The organism is Methylocystis sp. H4A (assembly GCF_015709545.1).
GTDB lineage: Bacteria > Pseudomonadota > Alphaproteobacteria > Rhizobiales > Beijerinckiaceae > Methylocystis > Methylocystis silviterrae.
Window position 1 is genome coordinate 13,245 of sequence record NZ_JADNQY010000027.1, and the last position, 20,847, is coordinate 34,091.

The 20,847-nt window shown below is 64.3% G+C and carries 19 protein-coding genes; 9 read left to right on the forward strand and 10 right to left on the reverse strand.

All coding sequences use genetic code 11. The features are described 5' to 3' along the window. Positions 1 to 23: 23 nt before the first annotated feature. The 3 genes from odhB to sucD all read right to left on the reverse strand — a co-directional run bounded on the left by odhB (position 24) and on the right by sucD (position 5,288). On the reverse strand, positions 24 to 1,322 hold the full coding sequence (gene odhB / locus IYW40_RS14735; protein WP_196401090.1) for a 2-oxoglutarate dehydrogenase complex dihydrolipoyllysine-residue succinyltransferase: 1,299 nt from the start codon (positions 1,320 to 1,322) through the stop codon (positions 24 to 26). Positions 1,323 to 1,349: 27 nt separating this feature from the next. Beyond that, positions 1,350 to 4,334, reverse strand: coding sequence for a 2-oxoglutarate dehydrogenase E1 component (locus IYW40_RS14740; protein ID WP_196401091.1), 2,985 nt, complete (start codon positions 4,332 to 4,334; stop codon positions 1,350 to 1,352). A 69-nt stretch (positions 4,335 to 4,403) separates the two neighbouring features. Further along, on the reverse strand, positions 4,404 to 5,288 hold the full coding sequence (gene sucD / locus IYW40_RS14745) for a succinate--CoA ligase subunit alpha (RefSeq protein ID WP_175093938.1): 885 nt from the start codon (positions 5,286 to 5,288) through the stop codon (positions 4,404 to 4,406). 230 nt (positions 5,289 to 5,518) lie between these two features. On the opposite strand from sucD, the gene IYW40_RS14750 reads away from it, so the two are divergent. Further along, positions 5,519 to 6,670, forward strand: a complete 1,152-nt coding sequence (locus IYW40_RS14750; RefSeq protein WP_196401092.1) for a hypothetical protein — start codon at positions 5,519 to 5,521, stop codon at positions 6,668 to 6,670. Between the two features lie 100 nt (positions 6,671 to 6,770). Here IYW40_RS14750 and rplA read toward each other — a convergent pair whose 3' ends face one another. Then, entirely contained in the window at positions 6,771 to 7,475 is a 705-nt protein-coding gene (gene rplA / locus IYW40_RS14755; protein WP_196401093.1) for a 50S ribosomal protein L1, read from the reverse strand. Between the two features lie 4 nt (positions 7,476 to 7,479). Then, positions 7,480 to 7,926, reverse strand: coding sequence for a 50S ribosomal protein L11 (gene rplK, locus IYW40_RS14760; protein ID WP_196401094.1), 447 nt, complete (start codon positions 7,924 to 7,926; stop codon positions 7,480 to 7,482). Between the two features lie 316 nt (positions 7,927 to 8,242). Between rplK and IYW40_RS14765 the strand changes: the two genes are divergently transcribed. Next, positions 8,243 to 8,965: an SDR family NAD(P)-dependent oxidoreductase gene (locus IYW40_RS14765; RefSeq protein WP_246720864.1), complete on the forward strand. Its 723-nt coding sequence runs from the start codon at positions 8,243 to 8,245 to the stop codon at positions 8,963 to 8,965. Between the two features lie 137 nt (positions 8,966 to 9,102). Here the strand turns inward: IYW40_RS14765 and IYW40_RS14770 are convergent, their stop codons facing one another. After that, on the reverse strand, positions 9,103 to 9,378 hold the full coding sequence (locus IYW40_RS14770) for a hypothetical protein (RefSeq protein ID WP_246720826.1): 276 nt from the start codon (positions 9,376 to 9,378) through the stop codon (positions 9,103 to 9,105). A 98-nt stretch (positions 9,379 to 9,476) separates the two neighbouring features. On the opposite strand from IYW40_RS14770, the gene IYW40_RS14775 reads away from it, so the two are divergent. Continuing rightward, a complete protein-coding gene (locus IYW40_RS14775) occupies positions 9,477 to 9,737 on the forward strand; it encodes a hypothetical protein (protein ID WP_196401096.1) in 261 nt (86 codons plus the stop codon). A 3-nt stretch (positions 9,738 to 9,740) separates the two neighbouring features. Here IYW40_RS14775 and nusG read toward each other — a convergent pair whose 3' ends face one another. From nusG to IYW40_RS14790, 3 genes are all read right to left on the reverse strand, one after another. Continuing rightward, complete coding sequence (gene nusG, locus IYW40_RS14780) at positions 9,741 to 10,271, reverse strand: transcription termination/antitermination protein NusG (protein WP_196401097.1); 531 nt, start codon at positions 10,269 to 10,271, stop codon at positions 9,741 to 9,743. Positions 10,272 to 10,295: 24 nt separating this feature from the next. After that, on the reverse strand, positions 10,296 to 10,487 hold the full coding sequence (gene secE / locus IYW40_RS14785; protein WP_175093942.1) for a preprotein translocase subunit SecE: 192 nt from the start codon (positions 10,485 to 10,487) through the stop codon (positions 10,296 to 10,298). A gap of 187 nt (positions 10,488 to 10,674) precedes the next feature. Beyond that, positions 10,675 to 11,874: a DUF2235 domain-containing protein gene (locus tag IYW40_RS14790; RefSeq protein WP_196401098.1), complete on the reverse strand. Its 1,200-nt coding sequence runs from the start codon at positions 11,872 to 11,874 to the stop codon at positions 10,675 to 10,677. Positions 11,875 to 12,036: 162 nt separating this feature from the next. Between IYW40_RS14790 and IYW40_RS14795 the strand changes: the two genes are divergently transcribed. The 3 genes from IYW40_RS14795 to IYW40_RS14805 all read left to right on the forward strand — a co-directional run bounded on the left by IYW40_RS14795 (position 12,037) and on the right by IYW40_RS14805 (position 13,679). Continuing rightward, complete coding sequence (locus tag IYW40_RS14795; protein WP_196401099.1) at positions 12,037 to 12,378, forward strand: hypothetical protein; 342 nt, start codon at positions 12,037 to 12,039, stop codon at positions 12,376 to 12,378. 162 nt (positions 12,379 to 12,540) lie between these two features. After that, on the forward strand, positions 12,541 to 12,843 hold the full coding sequence (locus IYW40_RS14800) for a cupredoxin domain-containing protein (protein WP_348644288.1): 303 nt from the start codon (positions 12,541 to 12,543) through the stop codon (positions 12,841 to 12,843). A gap of 2 nt (positions 12,844 to 12,845) precedes the next feature. Further along, on the forward strand, positions 12,846 to 13,679 hold the full coding sequence (locus tag IYW40_RS14805; RefSeq protein ID WP_196401100.1) for an FTR1 family protein: 834 nt from the start codon (positions 12,846 to 12,848) through the stop codon (positions 13,677 to 13,679). 38 nt (positions 13,680 to 13,717) lie between these two features. Here the strand turns inward: IYW40_RS14805 and IYW40_RS14810 are convergent, their stop codons facing one another. After that, complete coding sequence (locus tag IYW40_RS14810; RefSeq protein ID WP_196401101.1) at positions 13,718 to 15,976, reverse strand: penicillin-binding protein 1A; 2,259 nt, start codon at positions 15,974 to 15,976, stop codon at positions 13,718 to 13,720. Between the two features lie 229 nt (positions 15,977 to 16,205). On the opposite strand from IYW40_RS14810, the gene dnaN reads away from it, so the two are divergent. From dnaN to IYW40_RS14825, 3 genes are all read left to right on the forward strand, one after another. Continuing rightward, the gene (gene dnaN / locus IYW40_RS14815; protein WP_196401411.1) at positions 16,206 to 17,324 is read left to right on the forward strand and encodes a DNA polymerase III subunit beta; all 1,119 of its coding nucleotides are present in this window, start codon (positions 16,206 to 16,208) and stop codon (positions 17,322 to 17,324) included. A 59-nt stretch (positions 17,325 to 17,383) separates the two neighbouring features. Then, the gene (locus IYW40_RS22285; RefSeq protein WP_196401102.1) at positions 17,384 to 18,217 is read left to right on the forward strand and encodes an OmpA family protein; all 834 of its coding nucleotides are present in this window, start codon (positions 17,384 to 17,386) and stop codon (positions 18,215 to 18,217) included. Positions 18,218 to 18,335: 118 nt separating this feature from the next. Further along, the gene (locus IYW40_RS14825; RefSeq protein ID WP_246720827.1) at positions 18,336 to 20,789 is read left to right on the forward strand and encodes a glycogen/starch/alpha-glucan phosphorylase; all 2,454 of its coding nucleotides are present in this window, start codon (positions 18,336 to 18,338) and stop codon (positions 20,787 to 20,789) included. Positions 20,790 to 20,847: the final 58 nt, after the last annotated feature.

The window sequence follows — 20,847 nt, forward strand, 5'->3', positions numbered from 1 at the left end:
TGGAGATTTTGAAGGGGTCGCGGCTACAGGCCGAGCGCCAGCCGCGCAGGATCTTCGAGCAACTCTTTGACGCGCACCAGGAAAGTCACGGCCTCCTTCCCGTCGACGACACGGTGATCGTAAGACAGCGCCAGATACATCATCGGCCGCGCTTCAATCTTGCCGTCGACGACCACAGGGCGCTCCTGAATCTTGTGCATGCCGAGAATGCCCGATTGCGGCGCATTCAGGATCGGCGTGGACATCAGCGAACCATAGACGCCGCCGTTGGAAATCGTGAAGGTGCCGCCCTGCAGATCGGCGATGTCGAGCGCGCCCTCGCGCGCCTTGTGGCCGAGTTCGGCGATGGTTTTTTCGATCTCGGCGAGCGACAGTCGGTCGGCGTCGCGCACCACCGGGACGACGAGTCCCTTCTCCGTGCCGACGGCGACTCCGATGTGGCTGAAGCGCTTGTAGATGATGTCCGTCCCGTCGATCTCCGCATTGACGGCGGGGATCTCTTCCAGCGCCTGGCAACAGGCCTTCACGAAGAAGCCCATGAAGCCAAGCTTCACGCCGTGCCGCTTCTCAAACGCCTCCTTGTAGCGTTTGCGCAATTCGATGAGCGCCGACATGTCGACTTCGTTGAACGTCGTCAGCATGGCGGCGGTGTTTTGCGCTTCTTTCAGCCGGCGCGCGATCGTCTGACGCAAGCGGGTCATCTTCACGCGCTCTTCGCGGCGGGCGTCTTCCTGCGGAATGGGGACGCGGGGCGGCGGCGCCTCGACTCGCACTTCCTGGGCGGGAAGCTCCTGGACGCGGCCTTCTTGCGCGGGCTGCGGGGCAGCCGCCTGTCGCGCGGCGAATTGGACGACGTCCGATTTCAGCGCCTGACCGCGCTTGCCGCTGCCGGAAACCTGAGCGATGTCGATCCCCTGTTCGACGGCGATCTTGGCGGCGGAGGGCGCCGGCGGCATCGTCGTCGCGGCCGGCGCAGCCGGAGCCGAAGCGGATTTGGGCGCAGGCGCTGCGGGGGCCGGCGCCGGTTTAGGCGCGGCGCTCTTGCCGCCGGTCTCGCCGCTCTTCGCCGGCGCCGCGGCGCCCTCGGCGCCCTCGGCGATCTGTCCGAGCAGCGCGCCAGGACCGACCGTTTCGCCCTCCTTGGCGACGATCTCGGCGAGCACGCCGGCGGCGGGCGCGTTGACTTCGAGCGTCACTTTGTCGGTTTCGAGCTCGGCGAGCGCCTCATCGGCGCGCACCGCGTCGCCCGCCTTCTTGAACCAGCGGCCGATCGTCGCTTCAGTCACTGATTCGCCCAAAGTCGGCACGCGTATTTCAGCCATCGGCTCTCTCTTCGCTCGCGTCGCGTCTTACGGCGCGAACGCTTCCTCCAGGAACAATTTCAGCTGTGCGAGGTGCCGGGACATGGTGCCCGTGGCCGTCGACGCCGAGGCGGTGCGTCCAATATAGCGGGCGCGCTTCGACTTGCCGCCGATCTGCGTCAGCACCCATTCGAGATAGGAGTCGACGAAGGACCAGGCCCCCATGTTCTTGGGCTCTTCCTGGCACCACACGACGTCGGCGTTCTTGAAGCGCCCGAGCGCCGCGACGAGGCCTTTGAGCGGAAAAGGATAGAGCTGCTCGACCCGCAGCAGATACACGTCGTCGACGCCGCGTTTCTCGCGTTCGTCGAGGAGATCGTAATAGACCTTGCCCGAACACAAAATGACCCGGCGAATGTTTTCGTCGGCTTTGAGGACGAACGTCTCCGTTGGCGACGTTTCGGCGTCGTCGAGCAGCAGCCGCTGAAAGCTCGAGGCCATGCCCATCTCGCCGAGCCGCGAGACGGCGCGCTTATGGCGCAGCAGCGATTTCGGGGTCATCAGCACCAGCGGCTTGCGGAAGCTTCTGTGCAGCTGACGGCGAAGGATATGGAAGTAGTTCGCGGGCGTCGTGCAATTGGCCACCTGCATATTGTCTTCGGCGCACAGCTGCAGATAGCGCTCGAGCCGCGCGGAGGAATGTTCCGGACCCTGGCCTTCGTAGCCATGCGGCAAGAGGCAGACGAGTCCCGACATGCGCAGCCACTTGCGCTCGGCCGATGAAATGAACTGGTCGAAGACGACCTGCGCGCCATTGGCGAAATCGCCGAATTGCGCCTCCCACAACACCAGCGCGTCCGGTTCGGCCAGCGAATAGCCATATTCGAAGCCGAGCACCGCCTCTTCGGAAAGCATCGAGTTGACGACTTCGTAGCGGCCCTGGCCTTCGGCGATGTGATTGAAGGGCAGATAGCGCGCTTCGTTCTCCTGATCGATGAGCACGCTGTGACGCTGCGAAAAGGTGCCACGCTCGCTGTCCTGCCCGGAGAGCCGCACATTGTAGCCTTCGTAGAGCAGTGAACTGATCGCCAGCGCTTCGGCCGTCGCCCAGTCGATCGGCCCGCCATGTTCGATGGCCGCCTTCCGATTGTCGAGAAAACGCTGGATCGTCCGGTGGGCGTGAAAATCGGGCGGCGTCGACGTGATCTCGGCGCCGATGTGCTGAAGCGTCTCGAGCGCCACGCCGGTCTGTCCGCGACGCTCGTTCTCCGAGAGTTGCCAGCCGGATTTTTTTCCCGCCCAGCGGCCGTCGAGCCAATCCGCCTTGTTGGGCTTGTAGCTCTGGCCCGCTTCGAACTCTTCGTTGAGCCGCGTCCGCCAGTCTTCCTTCATGCGATCGACGTCTTCGCGAGTCGTCACGCCTTCCGCGATCAGACGGTCCGCATAGATATCGAGCGACGTGCGGTGCGCCCGGATCTTCTTATACATCAGCGGCTGGGTGAATCCCGGCTCGTCGCCCTCATTATGGCCGAAGCGGCGATAGCACCACATGTCGATGACGACGGGTTTTTGGAACTGCTGGCGAAATTCCGCGGCGACGCGCGCGGCGAAGACGACCGCCTCTGGGTCATCGCCATTCACGTGAAGAATCGGCGCCTCGACCATCTTCGCGACGTCGGACGGATAGGGTGAGGACCGCGAGTAGCGGGGATAGGTGGTGAAGCCGATCTGATTGTTGATGATGAAGTGGATCGAGCCGCCGGTGCGATGCCCCTTCAATCCGGAAAGGCCGAAACATTCCGCCACGACGCCCTGGCCGGCGAAGGCCGCGTCGCCGTGGATGAGGAGCGGCATCACCGCGCGGCGGTCGCCGTCTGCGCAATGATATTGGTCCTGCTTGGCGCGCACTTTGCCGAGCACGACCGGATCGACGATCTCGAGATGCGACGGATTGGCTGTGAGCGAGAGATGCACCTTGTTGTCGTCGAACACGCGATCCGACGACGCGCCGAGGTGATATTTGACGTCGCCTGAGCCTTCGACTTCGTCCGGCAGGAAGGAGCCGCCCTTGAATTCGTGAAACAGAGCCCGGTGCGGCTTCGCCATCACCTGCGAAAGCAAATTGAGACGGCCGCGGTGCGCCATGCCGAGCACGATCTGCTTCACGCCGAGCGCGCCGCCGCGCTTGATGATCTGCTCCAGCGCCGGGACGATGCACTCAGCGCCGTCGAGGCCGAAACGCTTGGTGCCGGTGTATTTGACGTCGAGGAATTTCTCGAAACCTTCCGCCTCGACGAGCTTGTTCAGGATCGCGCGCTTGCCTTCCGGCGTGAAAACGATCTCCTTCTTCGGCCCTTCGATGCGCGCCTGCAGCCAGGCCTTCTCCTCCGGATTGGAGATATGCATGAATTCGAAGCCGATCGTCCCGCAATAGGTGCGGCGCAGGATCGTGACCATTTCAAAGAGCGTGGCGTATCGCATGCCCAACACGCCATCGAGGAAGATTTTGCGCTCGTAGTCCTCGTCGGTGAATCCGTAGGTCTGCGGATTGAGCTCGCCGTGATCGTAGCGCTGCTCCAATCCGAGCGGATCGAGATTGGCGTGCAGATGGCCGCGCATGCGATAGGCGCGGATCATCATCAGGGCGCGGACGGAATCGCGCGTCGCCCGCAACACGTCCTCGCCGCCGGGCGTCGGCGCGGGGACGGCAACTGGCGATTTAACAGGCGCCGGCGCCTCGCCGATGATCGCGCTCACCCATTCGCCGTTCGGCTGCGGCCAGTCGCGCCGCGCCCAGCTCGGGCCGTGGGCGGCGACCTGCTCTTGCGGTCGCAGGCCCATCTCAGCGAAGAAATTGCGCCAGTCGGCGCTGACCGAGGAGGGATCAGCCTCATAGGCCGCAAGCAGGCTCTCGAGATAGGCGGCGTTCGCGCCCTGCAGAAAGGATGTCGAAGCGAGAAAGTCATTTTGCGGCGAGCGCGCGCCCACCGGCGCGGCGGGTCCGGCGCCGCCATTGGTTTCAAAACGCGCCATCTCAATCCTTCCCAAAAGCGCCGGCGCGCAAAGCCCCCGACGACTTTCGAAGCGATGAGCGGGCCAGCGCTAGCCCTTCAGCGCTTCGACCAAGGTCTTTCCCAGCCTCGCAGGCGAGGGCGACACTTTGATGCCCGCCGACTCCATGGCTGCGATTTTACTTTCGGCGTCGCCTTTGCCGCCCGAGACGATCGCGCCCGCATGACCCATACGGCGGCCGGGAGGCGCGGTGCGGCCCGCGATGAACCCGACCACCGGCTTCTTGCGGCCGCGCTTCGCTTCGTCTTTCAAGAATTGGGCCGCGTCTTCCTCCGCCGCCCCGCCGATTTCGCCAATCATGATGATGGACTTAGTTGCCTCGTCCGCGAGAAACAACTCCAGCACCTCGATAAAATCCGTGCCTTTGACGGGATCGCCGCCGATGCCGACGGCTGTCGTCTGACCTAAGCCTTCGCGCGTCGTCTGGAACACCGCCTCATAGGTGAGCGTGCCGGAGCGCGACACGACGCCGACCGAGCCGGGCGAGAAAATATTGCCGGGCATGATGCCGATCTTGCTCTCGCCGGCGGTGACGACGCCGGGGCAGTTGGGGCCGATGAGGCGGGACTTTGAGCCGCAGAGCGCGCGCTTGACGCGGATCATGTCCTGAACCGGAACGCCCTCGGTGATGCAGACGATGAGCGGGATCTCCGCCTCGATCGCCTCGCAGATGGCGTCGGCGGCGCCCGGCGGGGGCACATAGACCACGGAGGCGTCGGCGCCGGTCTTTTCGCGCGCCTCGAGAACCGTGTCGAAGACCGGAAGATCGAGGTGGATCGAGCCGCCTTTGCCGGGCGAGACGCCGCCGACCATTTTGGTGCCGTAATCGAGCGCCTGGACGGAGTGGAAGGTGGCGGTTTTGCCGGTGAAGCCTTGGGTGATGACTTTGGTGTTCTTGTCGATCAGCACGGACATGAAGCGCAAATCCCGAGAGCAAGCGAAAACGGCGCGCGCGCCTTTGAATGAAGCGAAAAACCGGAGCCGCCGCCCGTCGTCGCCCGCGCGGAACCTATTGACAAAAGCTCAGCCGCACAAGGCGGCGAAAGCTCCTGCGACAGGGGGCCGCGACTATCTCGCCGTAACCGCCGCCTTTGCGGGCATCCAGCCCTGTGCTAAGCCGAACACATATTTCTTTCAAAGTGGTTTTGAACAATGAGCAAGAACAGAAGCTGTTCCTCAGCATGATGCTGTCCTGCGGCGTCTGCTTCGCCCTGCGAGAAGGCGATGAAAAGCTTGGCGTCGAAACAATATATATTGCGCCCGACCTTCTACCTGACAAAGCCAGCGTGCAGGACGCAGTCGACGCGCAATGGGACATGGACGCGCCTTTCGAGTCGGCCTCCTTCGAATATGACTTGCTGCATCAAGGTTTGATTCGCGCCATCATCACCCGCATCGGCGCCGAGGCCGGCGTCAGCGGGGCCTATTGGAAGGGCGGGCTCTGCGTCTATGAAAAGCGAACGCGCGGCCATGCGCTGATCGAACAGCAGATGCTGGACGATATGGCCGGCAAAATCTCCATCGCGACGCAGGGTCGGCAGGCGGCGGAACTTCTGAAGCAAATGATCGAACTCGTCGCGAAAGAGCAGGAAAAACTTGGCTTGACGCCTAAGGTCGCGCCTCAGTTTGCGAAACACTCGCCACGAGTTGAAGTGGAAGTCGCTCGGGAAAAGGCCGAGAAGGAGTTGGCTGTCGAATTTGGCAAGGCACCCATGACGAAGTCGAGCCTTTACGTCTCATATGCCTGGGATGATCCCACGCCTGACGGCAAGAAGCGCGAGGCCGTCGTCGATCGGCTCTGCGCCAGCGCCGAAAAACGCGGCACGCCGATACGGCGCGACAAGAGCGTGCTGACCTTCGGGGACAGTATTTCGAACTTCATGAAGGAGATTGGCGAAGGCGACCGAATCTTCGTGATCCTGAGCGACAAATATCTAAAATCGCCGTTCTGCATGTTTGAGCTTTTTGAAATCTGGCGCAACAGCCGACAAGACGAGGCAGCCTTTCTCAAACGGTGCCGCGTTTACACGCTCGATGCGAAAATCTGGAGCATCAAGGACCGCGTCGCCTATGCAGATTATTGGCAGGCGGAATATGAGCCGCTCATCCCCAAGGCGGCTTTGCTCGGGCCAAAGTCACACGCCTCATTTCGTTTGATGAAGGATTTCGTCAATCACGTCGAGGAAGTGCTTTCCTATTTCGCCGACATCGTCCAGCCGCGCAAGCTGGAGGATTTGGAGAAATATGGCTTCGACGATCCTCCCGAAGATGAAGACCCTCCGACGGAGGAAGAGTGATTGAACGCAGCAATTTCGAAGCTGGCGCTGGCATACTGCCACTCAATAAAAAACCGGCGGTCGCCCGCCGGTTTTTGTTTCTCGGAAATTGCGTCTCAGCTCAGTGCGGGGCGGCGCCCAGGCTCGACACGTCGACCTTCACGCCGGGCCCCTGGGTGGAGCTGAGCGCGATGCGCTGAATATAGGTGCCCTTGGCGCCCTGAGGCTTCGCCTTGGCCACGGCGTCGACGAAGGCCTTGATGTTCTCGACGAGCTTGCCGTCGTCGAAAGAGGCCTTGCCGATCGTCCCCTGCACGATGCCGGCCTTCTCGACGCGAAACTCGACCGCGCCGCCCTTTGAGGCCTTGACCGCGCCGGCGACGTCCATCGTCACCGTGCCGACCTTCGGGTTCGGCATCAGCCCGCGCGGGCCGAGCACCTTGCCGAGCCGGCCGACGAGCGGCATCATGTCCGGCGTCGCGATGCAGCGGTCGAAGTCGATCGTTCCGCCCTGCACCGTCGTCACGAGATCCTCCGCGCCGATGACGTCGGCGCCCGCCGCCTTGGCTTCGTCCGCCTTGGCGCCGCGCGCGAAGACCGCGACGCGCAGAACGCGGCCGGTGCCGTTCGGCAGATTGACGACGCCGCGCACCATCTGGTCGGCGTGTTTGGGGTCGACGCCGAGATTCATGGCGATCTCGACGGATTCGTCGAATTTCGCCTTGGCGCGCTCGCGCACCAGCTTCACGGCGTCGTTGAGGGGATAGAGCTTGGTGCGTTCAATGCCCTCGCGGGACTTGGCAATACGTTTTCCGATGTGCGCCATGGTCTTACTCCACCACCTCGAGGCCCATCGCGCGGGCGGAGCCGGCGATCATCGACATCGCGGATTCGATCGAGGCGCAGTTGAGATCGACGATCTTCTTTTCCGCGATGTCGCGGATCTGCGCCTGTGTGATCGTTCCGACGACGTTGCGGCCCGGCAATTTGGAGCCGGAGGCCGGCTTCTTGCCGATCTTGAGGCCCACCGCCTTCTTGAGGAAGAAGCTGACCGGCGGCTGCCTCATCTCGAAGGTGAAGGAGCGGTCCTGATAGGCGGTGATGACGACGGGGATCGGCGTCCCCTTCTCGATCTGTCCCGTCTTGGCGTTGAACGCCTTGCAGAACTCCATGATGTTGAGGCCGCGCTGGCCGAGCGCGGGACCGATCGGCGGCGACGGATTGGCCGCGCCGGCCGGCACTTGCAGTTTGATATAGCCGGCGATTTTCTTCGCCATTTGCTTTCTCCAACGATTGGCGCCCGCCGCGATATTTCACGCGTCGGCGCCGGTTGCAGTTCGTGGTCCGGTCTGGAGCTCCCCGATGGCGTCAGGGCAGACCCGCCACGTATGATCTCCTCAGGCGGCGGGACCGCCCGAGGAATGGCGGTTTTTAGGGGAACGCGGGCGGAAGGGCAAGAGCCAATCCCGCGCCCGTCTTTTGCGAAAATCGCCCGTACCCGCGGAGTCTCGTTTTTTCGCGGAAGACGAACGAACCAACGCCGTCTGCTCGCCGCAAGACGGAACGACTGTCGGGAGGGCGAAGCGCGTGAGCATGAACATCGAGCCTGTTGTGATCATCACGGGCGCGTCGCGCGGCATCGGGCGGCGGCTGGCGCTGGATTGCGCCCGATACGGATTGGCGGTGGTGGTCAACTATCGATCGGACGAGGCGGCGGCGGCGGCCGTGGTCAAAGAGATCCGAAGCGCGGGCGGGCCTGCCTGCGCGGTCAGGGCGGATGTGAGCGACGAACACGAGGCGCGGCGGCTGGTTGATGCGTGCATCGCCCAATTCGGCCGCTTGGGCTGCGTCATCAACAATGCGGGCGCGGGCGTCGTTCGAACGATCGACGCGTTGGACGGCGCCGCCTTCCAGCAGACATTGAACGCCAATCTCCTTTCGGCGTTCTACGTGTCGCGGGCCGCCATTCCCCATCTCAAGCAAAAAGGCGGGCGGCTCATCTTCATGTCATCGGGGGCGGCCCACATAGGCGGCAGGGTTTCCGCCGCCTATGCGGCGTCCAAGGCGGGCATGGAGGGGCTGATGCGCTATTACGCCCTCTATCTGCGCGATGATCGCATCACCGCGAACGCCATCGCGCCGCTGCTGATCGAGACCGACATGCTGGCCGGAATGGACCTGCCGCCGCCATCCGATCTGCCGTTGGGACGGATGGGCCGTCCCGACGAAATCTGGCCGGCCGTGCGCATGATCATCGAAACGGAATATCTGACGGGACAGACGATCCATCTCAACGCCGGGCGGTATATGACGTAACGCGCGCCCAGCCATTTCGACGCTTCGCCGACGACTCCCTGTTGGCGCTAGGCGATCGCGTCGACCGCCGTGGGGTTTCAATGCCCCTCGGGCGTGAGGCCGACGTGCTCTTCGAGCCTGCGCAGGCGCTCCTCGAACTAGGTCAGCAACACGCCATGGCCGATCGCTGAAGAGTGATATTCCATCACCGAGCGGCGCAGACCGGAAATCTGGTCGCTCAGGCGCTTCTCCTGCTCCTTGATCTGCTTTTCCAAATTCATGATGTCTGAGCCGACATCCGCGCGCAGCGAATGGACCTCCGAGCGGACGTCAGCGACGTCGCTCTTCGTCGCCATCTCTTCGCGAAGGCCGTCCACCTTCCCGTCGATCTTGCGCAGCAGCGCCAGCGTGAAACTTTCGGGCTCGTCGCTCATCGCGGCTTCCATCGACTGCGGAAATGCGCCGACCAACATAGCGCCGCATTGCGCCTCTGTCTCCGGCTTCCCACCTCCATCGAGGAAAGGAAGCCTGCATGTCAGATTACGCAAAGCGCCTCGCCTTCATGGCCGCCGGACTCGCGGCGATGATCTTCTCCAATTTATACATGGGAGAGACGCTGGTCGGCTGGGCTGGCCTGCTCGCTGGGATCGGGTTCTATTATTACGGATGGCGCGGCGTTTGCCCGGCGTGCCGGGCTCAGCATTGCGCCGTGGCGCCCCCTGAGCGGAAAGATGCGCCCGCGGACCCCGGCGCCAAGGGAGAAAGCGGGCCGGATAGATCGCCCGCGCGTTAGGCCTTAAACCTTCTCGACCTGGGCGAACTCCAGCTCCACCGGCGTCGGCCGGCCGAAGATCGACACGGCGACCTTGAGGCGCGATCGCGCCTCGTCGATCTCCTCGACGAGGCCGTTGAAAGAGGCGAAAGGCCCGTCGGCGACGCGCACCGTCTCGCCCACCTCGAACATGATCGTCGGCTTTGGCCGCTCGACCCCATCGGCGACCTGGCCCTTGATGCGCAGCGCCTCTTCCTCGCTGATCGGCATCGGCTTGTTGTCGGCGCCGAGAAAGCCCGTGACCTTCGGCGTATTCTTGATGAGCGAGAACACCTGATCGGTGAGTTCGCATTTCACCAGCACATAGCCGGGGAAGAATTTGCGCTCGGCGGAGACCTTGCGTCCGCGCCGCACTTCTATGACCTGTTCGGTGGGGACCAGAATCTCTTCGAATTGGTCGGCGAGTCCGCGCTGCGCCGCGCCCTCGCGTATCGCCTCGGCGACCTTCTTTTCGAAGTTCGAATAGGCGTGAACGATGTACCAGCGCATGCTCATAGCGGCGCGACTAGCTCCAATTGTCTATTGACCGACGCCCAGCATCAGCCCAACGCCGAAGCGCAGCGCCGAATCGACGACGACGAAAAACAGGCTTGCGAATAGCACCATCAGGATGACGAGGCCGGTCGTGATGAGCGTCTCGCGCCGCGAAGGCCAGGTGACCTTGCCCGCTTCGGCGCGGACTCCCTGCAGGAATTGAAACGGATTGACCATTCGGCTACCGGGCTGTGCGTGGGCGTGCGATCCGCCCCTCTGACTCGCGTCGCGAATGACTCGCGCCGCAAAACGATCGCGGCGCGGGACCTGCCGGCCGCGCGCCACGAATTCCAGCGCTTATAGCCTCTCGTCGCCACGCCGCCAAGCGGAAAAACGCTTGGGCGCGACGATCGAGCCGAAGGGGTCACGCGCTGACTCGGGCGAGCGACGCCAGCTCCGGCGGCAGCAGGTCCTGCTCTTCCGGCGTGATCGCGGCGATCTTTCCCGCGAGGTCGGGGCCAAGCCGCGCCATCGCCTCCTTCAGATTGGGAGGGTCGTAACGGGCGTTCGCCGCGCCATAGATGTTGCAGCTCCGGCCGAGCTTGGCGAGCACGCTCCAATGAACCTTTTCGTTGACCTGCTCCTCCGCGGGATCCCCGCCGGCGCTGACAAAACTATTCGCCGGCGCGCCGGCAGGAAACATCTCGCGGCTGCGCGGAAAATTCCTGTCGATGGGAAATTTTTCGGCGGAGTCGGGAATGTCGCCGTCGATGTTGGGTTTCAGCGCGCGCCGAATTGCGGCCGCGTCGAAGGAGAGCCCCGTCAGCGCCTGCGTGCGCGCGATCATCCAGATCAGCGCAATGTCGGAAAGCCCCGATTCCGGATAGCCGCCGCCCACGTTGCAATGAACGCCCGGAAACCAATTCTGCTCGATGTTCGAGGGATGCGGCGCCCCCTTCTTCACCGTCCAGAAGGTCGGCGTAAACGGACGGCGGCGCTCGTCGACGCCAATTGCGTGCAGCGCGTGGTCGACATGCGCCCCGAGCTGCGTATCCTCGAACCCGCCGAACACCATCAGCGTGACGTAGCGGCCGAGCGGGGCCAGTCCGCTAAACCCCGCGGGCACCCCATAGGAGCCGACCGTGTCGAACACGCCGAGCAGCTTGATGCGATTGTTCGCTTGCATGTCGGCGCCGTTCGGCGGCGCGCCCAACTGCGAGGCTTTTTTCGCGCTCTTGTTGGCGCGCGCGATGTCGAAGATGCTTTTGTCTCTGGTCTTTCGGATGCCACAGTCGCCGATCAGGCCGGCCAAGGCGCGGGCGGCATAGGCGCCGCGCGAAAATCCATAGATGTATAGCTCCTGATCGTCCCGATAATTGTCGACGACCCAATTGTAGGCGTCCTGCACGATGGTCCGCAGGCCGAGGCCGGCGGCGCCGCCGACGATCTTGAATCCTTCGGCGCCGACGCCCGAGAAGTAGCGGACATTCTGCTCGACGCCGTCCGCGCCTTTCGGAGGGATGAGCTTTTCGGAGACTTTCTCGTCCCAGGACTTCTTGCAGATGCTGGTGAAATCGCGCGGCGTATTCCATGTGCCGTCGAGCAAGACAATGTTGCGAATCATTTTTTCCTCCGACAGCTTAAGTAACTGCGGACAAAGGGCGTCAGGGCGCTTTGCGATGCTGACGCGGTTTGGCGGCCCCGGCAAGCGAAGTGGAAAATATTTGGCCAGGAAGGGCGCTCGCCATTATGAAAAGAAAAACTTCAGCGAAGCTTGGAGAAACGAATGCGCGCACGTCTCATTTTCTTGGCCGCATGCGCCGCGGCTGGCCTCGCCGGCTGCAACGCCGCGCGCCAACCGCAGATCGTTCCTCCCGGATCAGCGGGCCCGCCGCCAGCGCGGATGGGCGAAGCGCCTCCGCCGGACGCCCCCGGGTGCGCCGGCGCCGTGGCGCGCTATCGCTCCGTCATCGACAATGATCTCGCGATGGGACACGTCAACAGGAGCGTCCACGCCCAGATCTCGAATGAGATCGGCGAGGCGGCGTCAGCCTGTTCCAACGGCCAGGACGGCCGCGCGCTGTCGCTGCTGCGCGCCTCGAAATCTCGGCATGGCTATCCAGGGTAAGGCGCGCGCCCCTGCGACATCAGCTTGGAAGCGCTCCAGACTAGATTGATTGACCTCATGTTTTGGCCTTCTTACTTTCGATATGGACGCGGCGGGACCGTCAGCGCCCAGCGAACTCGGGAGATGCGGTTTTTGAAGCGCGACCATTTTGTGGGGGTCCTCGTGGCCTCGGTCTTGGGCATTTCCGCCGCCGCTGCGGCTGAGAACGCCTTCACGCTCACGATCAAGGATCACCGCTTCGAACCGGCAGAACTTCGCGTTCCAGCCAATCAGCCGGCGACGCTGACCGTGAAGAATCTCGACGCCACGCCCGAAGAGTTTGAAAGCAAGAGCCTGCGGATCGAGAAAGTGATCCCCGGCAACAGCGAGGCGACCTTCACGCTTCGGCCGCTGAAAGCCGGCCGCTACAAATTCGTCGGCGAGTTCCACGAGGACGCCGCCAAGGGCGAGGTCATCGCGGAATAGCCATGCTCGGCGCGCTCATCATCGTCTTTCGCGAGGCCATCGAGGCCGGCCTCATCGTTGGCATCGTTCTCGCTGTGACGCGCGGCGTCGCCGGGTCGCGCGGCTTCGTCGCCGCCGGCGTCGGAATAGGCGCGCTGGGCGCGATCATCGTCGCCGCCTTCGCCGATCGACTCTCGCAAGCCTTCGCCGGCAGCGGCCAGGAACTCTTTAACGCCGCCATCCTCGCGGTCGCGGTCGTCATGCTCGTCTGGCACAATATCTGGATGGCGCAGCATGGGCGCGAGCTGGCGCAGAACCTTTCCGACGTCGGGCGGGCGGTCGCGCGCGGCGACGAGACGCTCTTCGCGCTGACCGCCGTCGTGGGACTCGCCGTGCTGCGCGAAGGCGCCGAGGTGGCGCTGTTTCTTTACGGCATTCTCGCCTCGGGCGAATCCGGCTGGGACGTCTTCGCCGGGGGACTGGCCGGACTGGCGCTCGGCGCCGTGACGAGCGTCGCGACATTCTATGGGCTCGTCGCCATTCCGGCGAAACGTCTCTTCGCCGTGACGACATGGCTCATCACGCTGCTCGCCGCCGGCCTTGCGGCGCAATGCGTCGCTTTTCTGCAGCAGGCGGGCTTTGTGACGGCGCTCTCCGACACCGCCTGGGACACGTCATGGATGTTGTCGGATAAGAGCATCGTCGGCCGGGTGCTGCATACATTGATCGGCTACGCCGACCAGCCTTCCGCCATGCAGGTCGTCGTCTATCTCGTGACGCTCATCGCCATTGTCGCGGCCACCAAATTTTTCGCCGCGCGGCCGCCCTCGGCCTCGGTGCGCGCTCCGGCGGAGTAGCGTTTGGCGGATCGCCGGCGCGGCGATCGACCGCTGTCTCAGCCGCCGCCGAAGAGATCCTCAAAAATGCTTCTTTCCGGCGCCCCGCGCCTCTGCCGCGGCCGTTCGATCGAGCCGACCGTCGGGATGTCTTCCGGCGGCAGAAGATCGTCGATCGCGCGCGGCGGCGGCGACCTGGGCGGAGCGTCGCGCGGCGCGGGCGACGCCGGCTGCGCCTGCGCGACAGGCGATTGTTCGGGCGAGCCGGCGGGGATTGGCGCGGGCAGGCGCGGCGCCGGCGCCGTTCTGGCGGATGGCGGCCGGGGCGCGGGCCTCGACTCTCCGGTGAACAAGCCGATGAGGTCATCCATCGGCTTGGCGATCTCGTCGGGGAGCGCAATGTTCTCTGACCGCCAGGCGCCCGAGGGCAGTCCGGCGACCGGCTGGCCCTTCAAAGCGACGCTCATGAAGCGGCTCCAGATTTCGACCGGCAGATTGCCCCCGGAAGCTTTTTTCGTCGGCGAGTTGTCGTCATTACCGAGCCAGACGCCGGCGACCAGCCGGCCCGTGTAGCCGACGAACCAGGCGTCGCGGAAATCCTGACTCGTGCCGGTTTTGCCCGCGGCGTCCCATCCCGGAAGCTCGGCCTTGCGGGCGGTGCCGGTGAGCAGCGTCTCCCGCATCATGTCGTTCATCATCGCCACATATTGCGGCGCGATGACGCGGCCGAGCGACGCGTTCTTGCGCTGATAGAGCGTCTTGCCGGCGGCGGTCTTCACCTTGAGAATGACATGCGGCTGGACGCCGATCCCGCCATTGGCGAAGGGCGTATAGGCGGCGACGAGCTCCAGCGGCGTCACCTCCGACGTGCCGAGCGCGATCGACGCGTTCGCCTGCAGGTCGGACTGGACGCCGAGGCGATGCGCGGTCTTGGCCACGGCCTTGGGTCCGACTTCCAGGCCGACGCGCACGGCGACGGTGTTGAGCGACAGCGACAGCGCCTTGGCGAGGGTGACGGGTCCGAGATACTGATGACTGTAGTTTTCGGGCCGCCAGCCTTTGACGTCGAGCGGACCATCCTCGCGCACGGACTCAGGGGTGAGCCCCTGTTCGAGCCCCGTTAGATAGACAAAGGGTTTGAAGGCGGAGCCGGGCTGGCGTTTCGCGGAGACCGCGCGATTGAACTGGCTGGCCGAATAGTCGCGTCCGCCGACGAGCGCCCGAATCGCGCCGGTGGGATCGAGGGCGACGAGCGCGCCCTGGGCGACGCCGAATTTGGCGCCTTTTTCGTCGAGCTCTTGCTTGAGCGCGCCTTCCGCCGCCATCTCCATGCGCGCGTCGATCGTCGTCGTGACGACGATATCCTGGTCGATCGCGCCGATCGTGTCGTCGAGCATGTCCATGACATAGTCGGCGGCGTAATTGATCGACCCCGCGCCGATGTCGCTCCGTGCGCGTGCAGAATGCGACAGCGCCGTCGTCGCCGTCGACTCGCTGATGTGGCCTTCCTGCGCCATGGCGGCGATCACCTGCGCCGCGCGCTCGGCCGCTCCTTCCGGATTGCGATCCGGCGCAAGCTTGCTCGGCGCCTTCATCAGTCCGGCGAGGACGGCGGCTTCGGAGAGAGTGATGGTTTTCGCGCCATGGCCGAAGTAGCGCTCGGCCGCGGCCTCGACGCCATAGGCGCCGGAGCCGAAATAGACGCGGTTGAGATAGAGTTCGAGGATCTGGTCCTTGGAATATTTGTGTTCGAGCCAAAGCGCGAGGATCGCCTCCTGGATCTTGCGCGAGATGGTTCGCTCCTGGGTCAGGAACAGGTTTTTGGCGAGCTGCTGCGTCAGGGTCGAGCCGCCCTGCATGCCGCCGCGCCCCGTGACGTTGCGGACGATGGCGCGGCCGATGCCGATCGGATCGACGCCCCAATGCGAATAGAAGCGGCGATCCTCGATGGCGATGAAGGCTTTGGGAACATAGGGCGGGAGGTCCGCGAGCCGGACCGCCGCGCCGCCGGTGTCGCCGCGGTTGGCGAGGAGCTCGCCGTTCACGTCAAGGATGGCGATGTTGGGCGGGCGCTTGGGCACCGCGAGCTGGTCGATCGGCGGCAGTCGCGCGCCGTAATAGACGGCGAGGCCGCCCCCGGCGATGGCCCCCCAGAGCGCCAGCGTGAAGCTCCAATAGATGAGCGCGCCAAAGAGCGAGCGCGAGCGCCGCGTTTTTTTGCGCGCGCGCGGGCGGGGCGGCGGACGGCGCTCGGCGCGCAATTCGCCGTCTTCGTCGTCGTCGAACCGCGGTTCGCGACGCTTATCGCTGCGCGCCATCGGATACTCGCCTGTCGCCGCCGCACGGCCTGAAATGCCTGTCGAAGCGTAACGAAGGCCGTTTAAGGGCCGGTTAAGGGCGGTTTCGCCCCGAAGCAGAATCTATGGGACAAAGAAGTCCTAAGCCTCACCCGCCCTTGCGCTTCGCGTCCTGCCGCGCCAAAGTCTCCGCCCCGACGCGGCGACCTGCCGCGCCGCAAATAATAATATGCGGACGGATTTCCCGGCGATGAAGGTCACCATCGAGAGAGCGGCGCTGTTGCGGGCGCTCGGCCATGTTCACCGCGTGGTGGAGCGACGCACGACCATTCCGATCCTGGCGAATGTGCTGCTGTCCGCCGCGGACGGCGCGCTGACGCTCAAGGCCACCGATCTCGATCTGGAAATTACCGAGAAGACCCCGGCGGAGGTCTCCCAACCCGGCGCGACGACGCTGCCGGCGCATACGCTCTACGACATCGTGCGTAAACTGCCGGAGGGCGCGCAGGTCTCTTTGGAGGCGACGGGTGACGCCGGGCAGCTGACGCTGCGCTCCGGACGCTCGCGGTTCAACCTCTCGAGTCTTCCCGAGAGCGACTTTCCCGACGTCACCTCCGGCGACTTCAGCCATAAGTTCGCGCTCGCGCCGGCGGATCTCAAGCGGCTGATCGAAAAGACGCAGTTCGCCATCTCTTCCGAAGAAACGCGCTATTACCTCAACGGCATCTATCTCCATACGCTCGACGTCGAGGGCCGGCCGATGCTCCGGGCCGTCGCGACCGACGGCCATCGTCTGGCGCGGCTGGAGCTTCCGGCGCCTGAAGGCAGCGCGGGCATGCCGGGCGTCATCCTGCCGCGCAAGGCCGTCACCGAAGTGATGCGTCTGATCGAGGACGCGCAAGGCGAAGTTTCAGTCGAGCTTTCGATCAATAAGATGCGCTTCACCTTCGGCGACGCGCTGCTGACGACGAAACTGATCGACGGCACGTTCCCCGATTACGGGCGCGTCATTCCCGCCGGCAACGACAAGCGGCTCACCGTCGAGCGCGACGTCTTCGCCAAGGCGGTCGATCGCGTTTCGACGATCTCCTCCGAGCGCGGCCGCGCCGTCAAGCTCTCGCTCTCCGACAGCAAGCTCGTGCTGTCTGTCACCAATCCAGACCAGGGCTCGGCGGTTGAGGAGCTCGAAGCCGACTATGACGGGCCGCCGCTCGATATAGGCTTCAACGCCCGCTACCTCTTGGACATCACCCAGCAGCTCGACAGCGACACGGCGCTCTTCAAGCTCGCCGACCCCGGCTCGCCGACGCTGGTTCAGGACCGCGACGGCGCGACGGCTCTCTACGTCTTGATGCCGATGCGCGTTTAAGTCTCGGAACGACGCCTTTAAGTCTTGGAGAGACGCCTCCAGCCCGTTAGGGTCGGCGCGTGCTTGTTGAATTTTCTCGCCTCTGGCCATGGCTTCTCGCCTGTTTCGCCATCGGCGCCGCCGCCGGGGCATTGACCCAGCGCGCGCCTGAAAACGGCATCGTCGCGCGCTGGCTGGTGTGGACCGCGCTCGCTTTCGGCGTCGGCGTGCTTCTTGTCCGGCTCGGCGCGCTCGACGCCGCCGCGCCTCTGGTCGAGGGCGCGCTCGCGGCCTATGCAGTCTTGATTATCGGCGCCGCCCTCGGCGCGTTGGCGCGGCGCCGGTCGATCTGGGCGCATGAGGGTTGGGCCGTAGGGCTGGTCGCCGCCTCGCTCCTTTGGGTCGGAGCGGTCGTGATCGGCCAGTCCGACGGCGAAGAGGGTCGCCGCTTTGCCGCGCCGACAAAAAGCGCGGGCGCCGACATGCCGACCGCGCCGTCCCCGCCTGCCGACGCGACCATATTGCCCGTACACGCGCAAGCGCCAAGCGCGCCGGCCACGGCTGTATCCGGCGGCATGACGCTCGCCGATTGCAAAGCGGCGCTTGAACAATCGTCGACTCCGGGCGAACTCGCCTTTGCCAAAGGCAGCGCGCGGCTGACGTCTTCGTCGGCGCGCGTGCTCGACAAGACGGCGGCGGTCATTCGCCGGTGCCCGGCATACGCGACGATCGAGGTTCGGGGGCATGTTCGCGGTTCCGCCGCCAAAACGGCCAATGACGCGCTGGCGCAGAGGCGCGCGGAGGCGGCGACGGGCTATCTCGAGGGTCAGGGCGTCGGCGGGCGCCGCCTCGTCGCATCCCGCGGCGAACCGGATCAGGCGGAAAACCGCGCCCTCACCTTTGAGGTTCGATGAGTCGCAATCGGCGCCTCAACTTCAGGCGCCGGCGAGCCCGGTAGCGCCAAATTCCAATTCTACTTAGAACGGCGGTCGCTAAGACTGTCTGGCCGGGAAACCCGCGAAAAGGATCGACTTGAACGCTTTTGACCCGCCCGAGGCCGCTCACAAGGCCGTCGTCGCCGCGCTACGCGACGACGTGCAGCGGCGTCTCACCTATACGGTCGGCAAGGACAACGCCGACGCCAGTCCGCGCGACTGGTTCGTCGCGACCGCGCTTGCGACCCGCGACCGGCTCGTGCCTTCTTGGCTCGCGTCGACGAAGCGCAATTATCGGGAAGACCGGCGTCGCGTTTATTATCTCTCGCTCGAATTTCTCATTGGCCGTCTGCTCATCGACACGCTGACCAATCTCGGCCTGACCGAGGCGATGCGCGACGCGCTCGCCGAACTTGGCGTCGATCTCGATATGCTGCGCGCGCTGGAGCCCGATGCGGCGCTCGGCAATGGCGGGCTCGGGCGCCTCGCCGCCTGTTTCATGGACAGCATGGCGACTCTCGAAATCGCCGCCATGGGATACGGCATTCGCTACGACCACGGGCTGTTTCGGCAGACGCTCAAGGACGGCTGGCAGCATGAATATCCCGAAGACTGGCTCTCCTTCGGCAATTCCTGGCAATTCCCGCGGCCGGAAATCACCTATGACGTCGGCTTCTTTGGCCATGTGGAAAATTCGCGCCTCGCCGACGGCATGCTGGCGCATGTGTGGCGGCCGGGCGAAACCATCGTCGCCGTCGCCTATGACACGCCCGTCGTCGGGTGGCGCGGCAAACATGTCAACACGCTGCGCCTGTGGTCGGCGAGAGCGCCTGACGCGCTGCGCCTCGACGCCTTCAATCAGGGCGATCACGTCGGCGCGCAATCGGAGCAGGCGCGCGCCGAAGCGATTTCCAAGGTTCTTTATCCAAGCGACTCGACGCCTGCGGGACAGGAGCTGCGGCTGCGGCAGGAATATTTCTTCGCCTCGGCCTCGCTGCAGGATTTGATCCGCCGTCACATGAGGCAGACCGGCGACATCCACAGGCTCGCCGACAAGGTGGCGATCCAGCTCAATGACACGCATCCGGCGATCGGCGTCGCCGAACTGATGCGGCTTCTCGTCGACGTTCATGGAGTCGAGTGGAAGGAGGCCTGGCGCATCACCCAGGCGACATTCTCCTACACCAATCACACGCTCTTGCCGGAAGCGCTGGAAACCTGGCCGGTGCAGCTGATGGAACGGCTGCTGCCGCGCCACATGCAGATCATCTATCTCATCAACGCCATGCACCTCGACTGCTTGCGCGCCAAGGGCGCGAGCGACGCGGCGACGCTCGCCTCCGTGTCGCTCATCGACGAACGTAACGGACGGCATGTCCGTATGGGCCATCTGGCGTTTTTGGGTTCGCACAAGGTGAATGGCGTCTCGGCGCTGCATAGCGCGCTGGTCAAGGAGACGGTGTTCAAGGATTTCCATCGGCTCTACCCCGACCGCATCGTCAACAAGACCAATGGCGTCACCTTCCGCCGCTGGCTGCTCGAGGCCAATCCGCCGCTGTCGCGATTGCTCGCCGACACGATCGGCGCGGGCGTTTTCGATGAGCCGGAAAGACTGATCGAACTTGAGAAATTCGCCGATGACGTCGAGTTCCAGAACCGGTTCGCGGCGGCCAAGCGCGAGAACAAGGCGCGCCTTGCGACGACGATCTTCGAGCGCGTCGGCGTCAGGGTCGATCCTGCCGCGCTCTTCGACGCGCAGATCAAGCGCATCCATGAATATAAGCGCCAGCTTTTGAACGTGCTTGAAGCCGTCGCGCTCTATCAGGACATCATCGCGCAGCCGGCGCGCGAATTTGCGCCGCGGGTGAAGATCTTCGCCGGCAAGGCGGCGGCGAGCTATCATCAGGCGAAGCTCATCATCAAGCTCGCGAACGATGTGGCGAAGGTCGTGAACGCCGATCCGGCGACGCGCGGTCTTTTGAAGATCGCGTTTCTGCCGAACTACAATGTGAGCCTCGCCGAGACGATCATTCCGGCGGCCGATCTTTCCGAGCAGATTTCGACCGCTGGCATGGAGGCGTCGGGAACCGGCAATATGAAATTTGCGCTCAACGGCGCGCTCACCATCGGCACGCTCGACGGCGCCAATGTCGAAATAAGGGAGCGCGTCGGCGACGACAATATTTTCATCTTCGGCCTCACGGCGCAGGAGGTGGAGGCATGCCGCGCCAAGGGCATCGACGCGCGCGAGACGATCGCAGCGAGTCCGCGTCTCGCCGAGGCGCTGCGGGCCATCGCCGCCGGGGTCTTTTCGCCCGACGATCCGCATCGCTACGCGCAGCTTGTCGATACGCTGACCTATTACGATCACTTTCTGGTCGCGAAGGACTTCGACGCCTATTGGGAGGCGCAGCGCCGCGTCGACGCGCGCTGGCGGGACCAGAAAGCATGGCGGCGGTCGAGCATTCTCAACACGGCGCGTGTTGCATGGTTTTCCTCCGACCGCACGATCCGCGAATATGCGCAAGAGATCTGGAATGTCGCTGTGTGAGGCGCAGTTCCCTCTCCCTGTGGGAGAGGGTGGCCCGGCGAAGCCGGGTCGGGTGAGG

Bases quoted from the DNA above. Each gene is read 5' to 3' on its own strand.
- IYW40_RS14740 (WP_196401091.1), bottom strand. From the start codon at position 4,334: ATGGCGCGTTTTGAAACCAATGGCGGCGCCGGACCCGCCGCGCCGGTG.
- sucD (WP_175093938.1), bottom strand. From the start codon at position 5,288: ATGTCCGTGCTGATCGACAAGAACACCAAAGTCATCACCCAAGGCTTC.
- secE (WP_175093942.1), bottom strand. From the start codon at position 10,487: ATGGTCAATCCGTTTCAATTCCTGCAGGGAGTCCGCGCCGAAGCGGGC.
- IYW40_RS14790 (WP_196401098.1), bottom strand. From the start codon at position 11,874: ATGATTCGCAACATTGTCTTGCTCGACGGCACATGGAATACGCCGCGC.
- rplA (WP_196401093.1), bottom strand. From the start codon at position 7,475: ATGGCGCACATCGGAAAACGTATTGCCAAGTCCCGCGAGGGCATTGAA.
- IYW40_RS14775 (WP_196401096.1), top strand. From the start codon at position 9,477: ATGTCAGATTACGCAAAGCGCCTCGCCTTCATGGCCGCCGGACTCGCG.
- IYW40_RS14805 (WP_196401100.1), top strand. From the start codon at position 12,846: ATGCTCGGCGCGCTCATCATCGTCTTTCGCGAGGCCATCGAGGCCGGC.
- IYW40_RS14770 (WP_246720826.1), bottom strand. From the start codon at position 9,378: ATGAGCGACGAGCCCGAAAGTTTCACGCTGGCGCTGCTGCGCAAGATC.
- IYW40_RS14795 (WP_196401099.1), top strand. From the start codon at position 12,037: ATGCGCGCACGTCTCATTTTCTTGGCCGCATGCGCCGCGGCTGGCCTC.
- dnaN (WP_196401411.1), top strand. From the start codon at position 16,206: ATGAAGGTCACCATCGAGAGAGCGGCGCTGTTGCGGGCGCTCGGCCAT.
- nusG (WP_196401097.1), bottom strand. From the start codon at position 10,271: ATGAGCATGCGCTGGTACATCGTTCACGCCTATTCGAACTTCGAAAAG.
- IYW40_RS14765 (WP_246720864.1), top strand. From the start codon at position 8,243: ATGAACATCGAGCCTGTTGTGATCATCACGGGCGCGTCGCGCGGCATC.
- odhB (WP_196401090.1), bottom strand. From the start codon at position 1,322: ATGGCTGAAATACGCGTGCCGACTTTGGGCGAATCAGTGACTGAAGCG.
- rplK (WP_196401094.1), bottom strand. From the start codon at position 7,926: ATGGCGAAGAAAATCGCCGGCTATATCAAACTGCAAGTGCCGGCCGGC.
- IYW40_RS14810 (WP_196401101.1), bottom strand. From the start codon at position 15,976: ATGGCGCGCAGCGATAAGCGTCGCGAACCGCGGTTCGACGACGACGAA.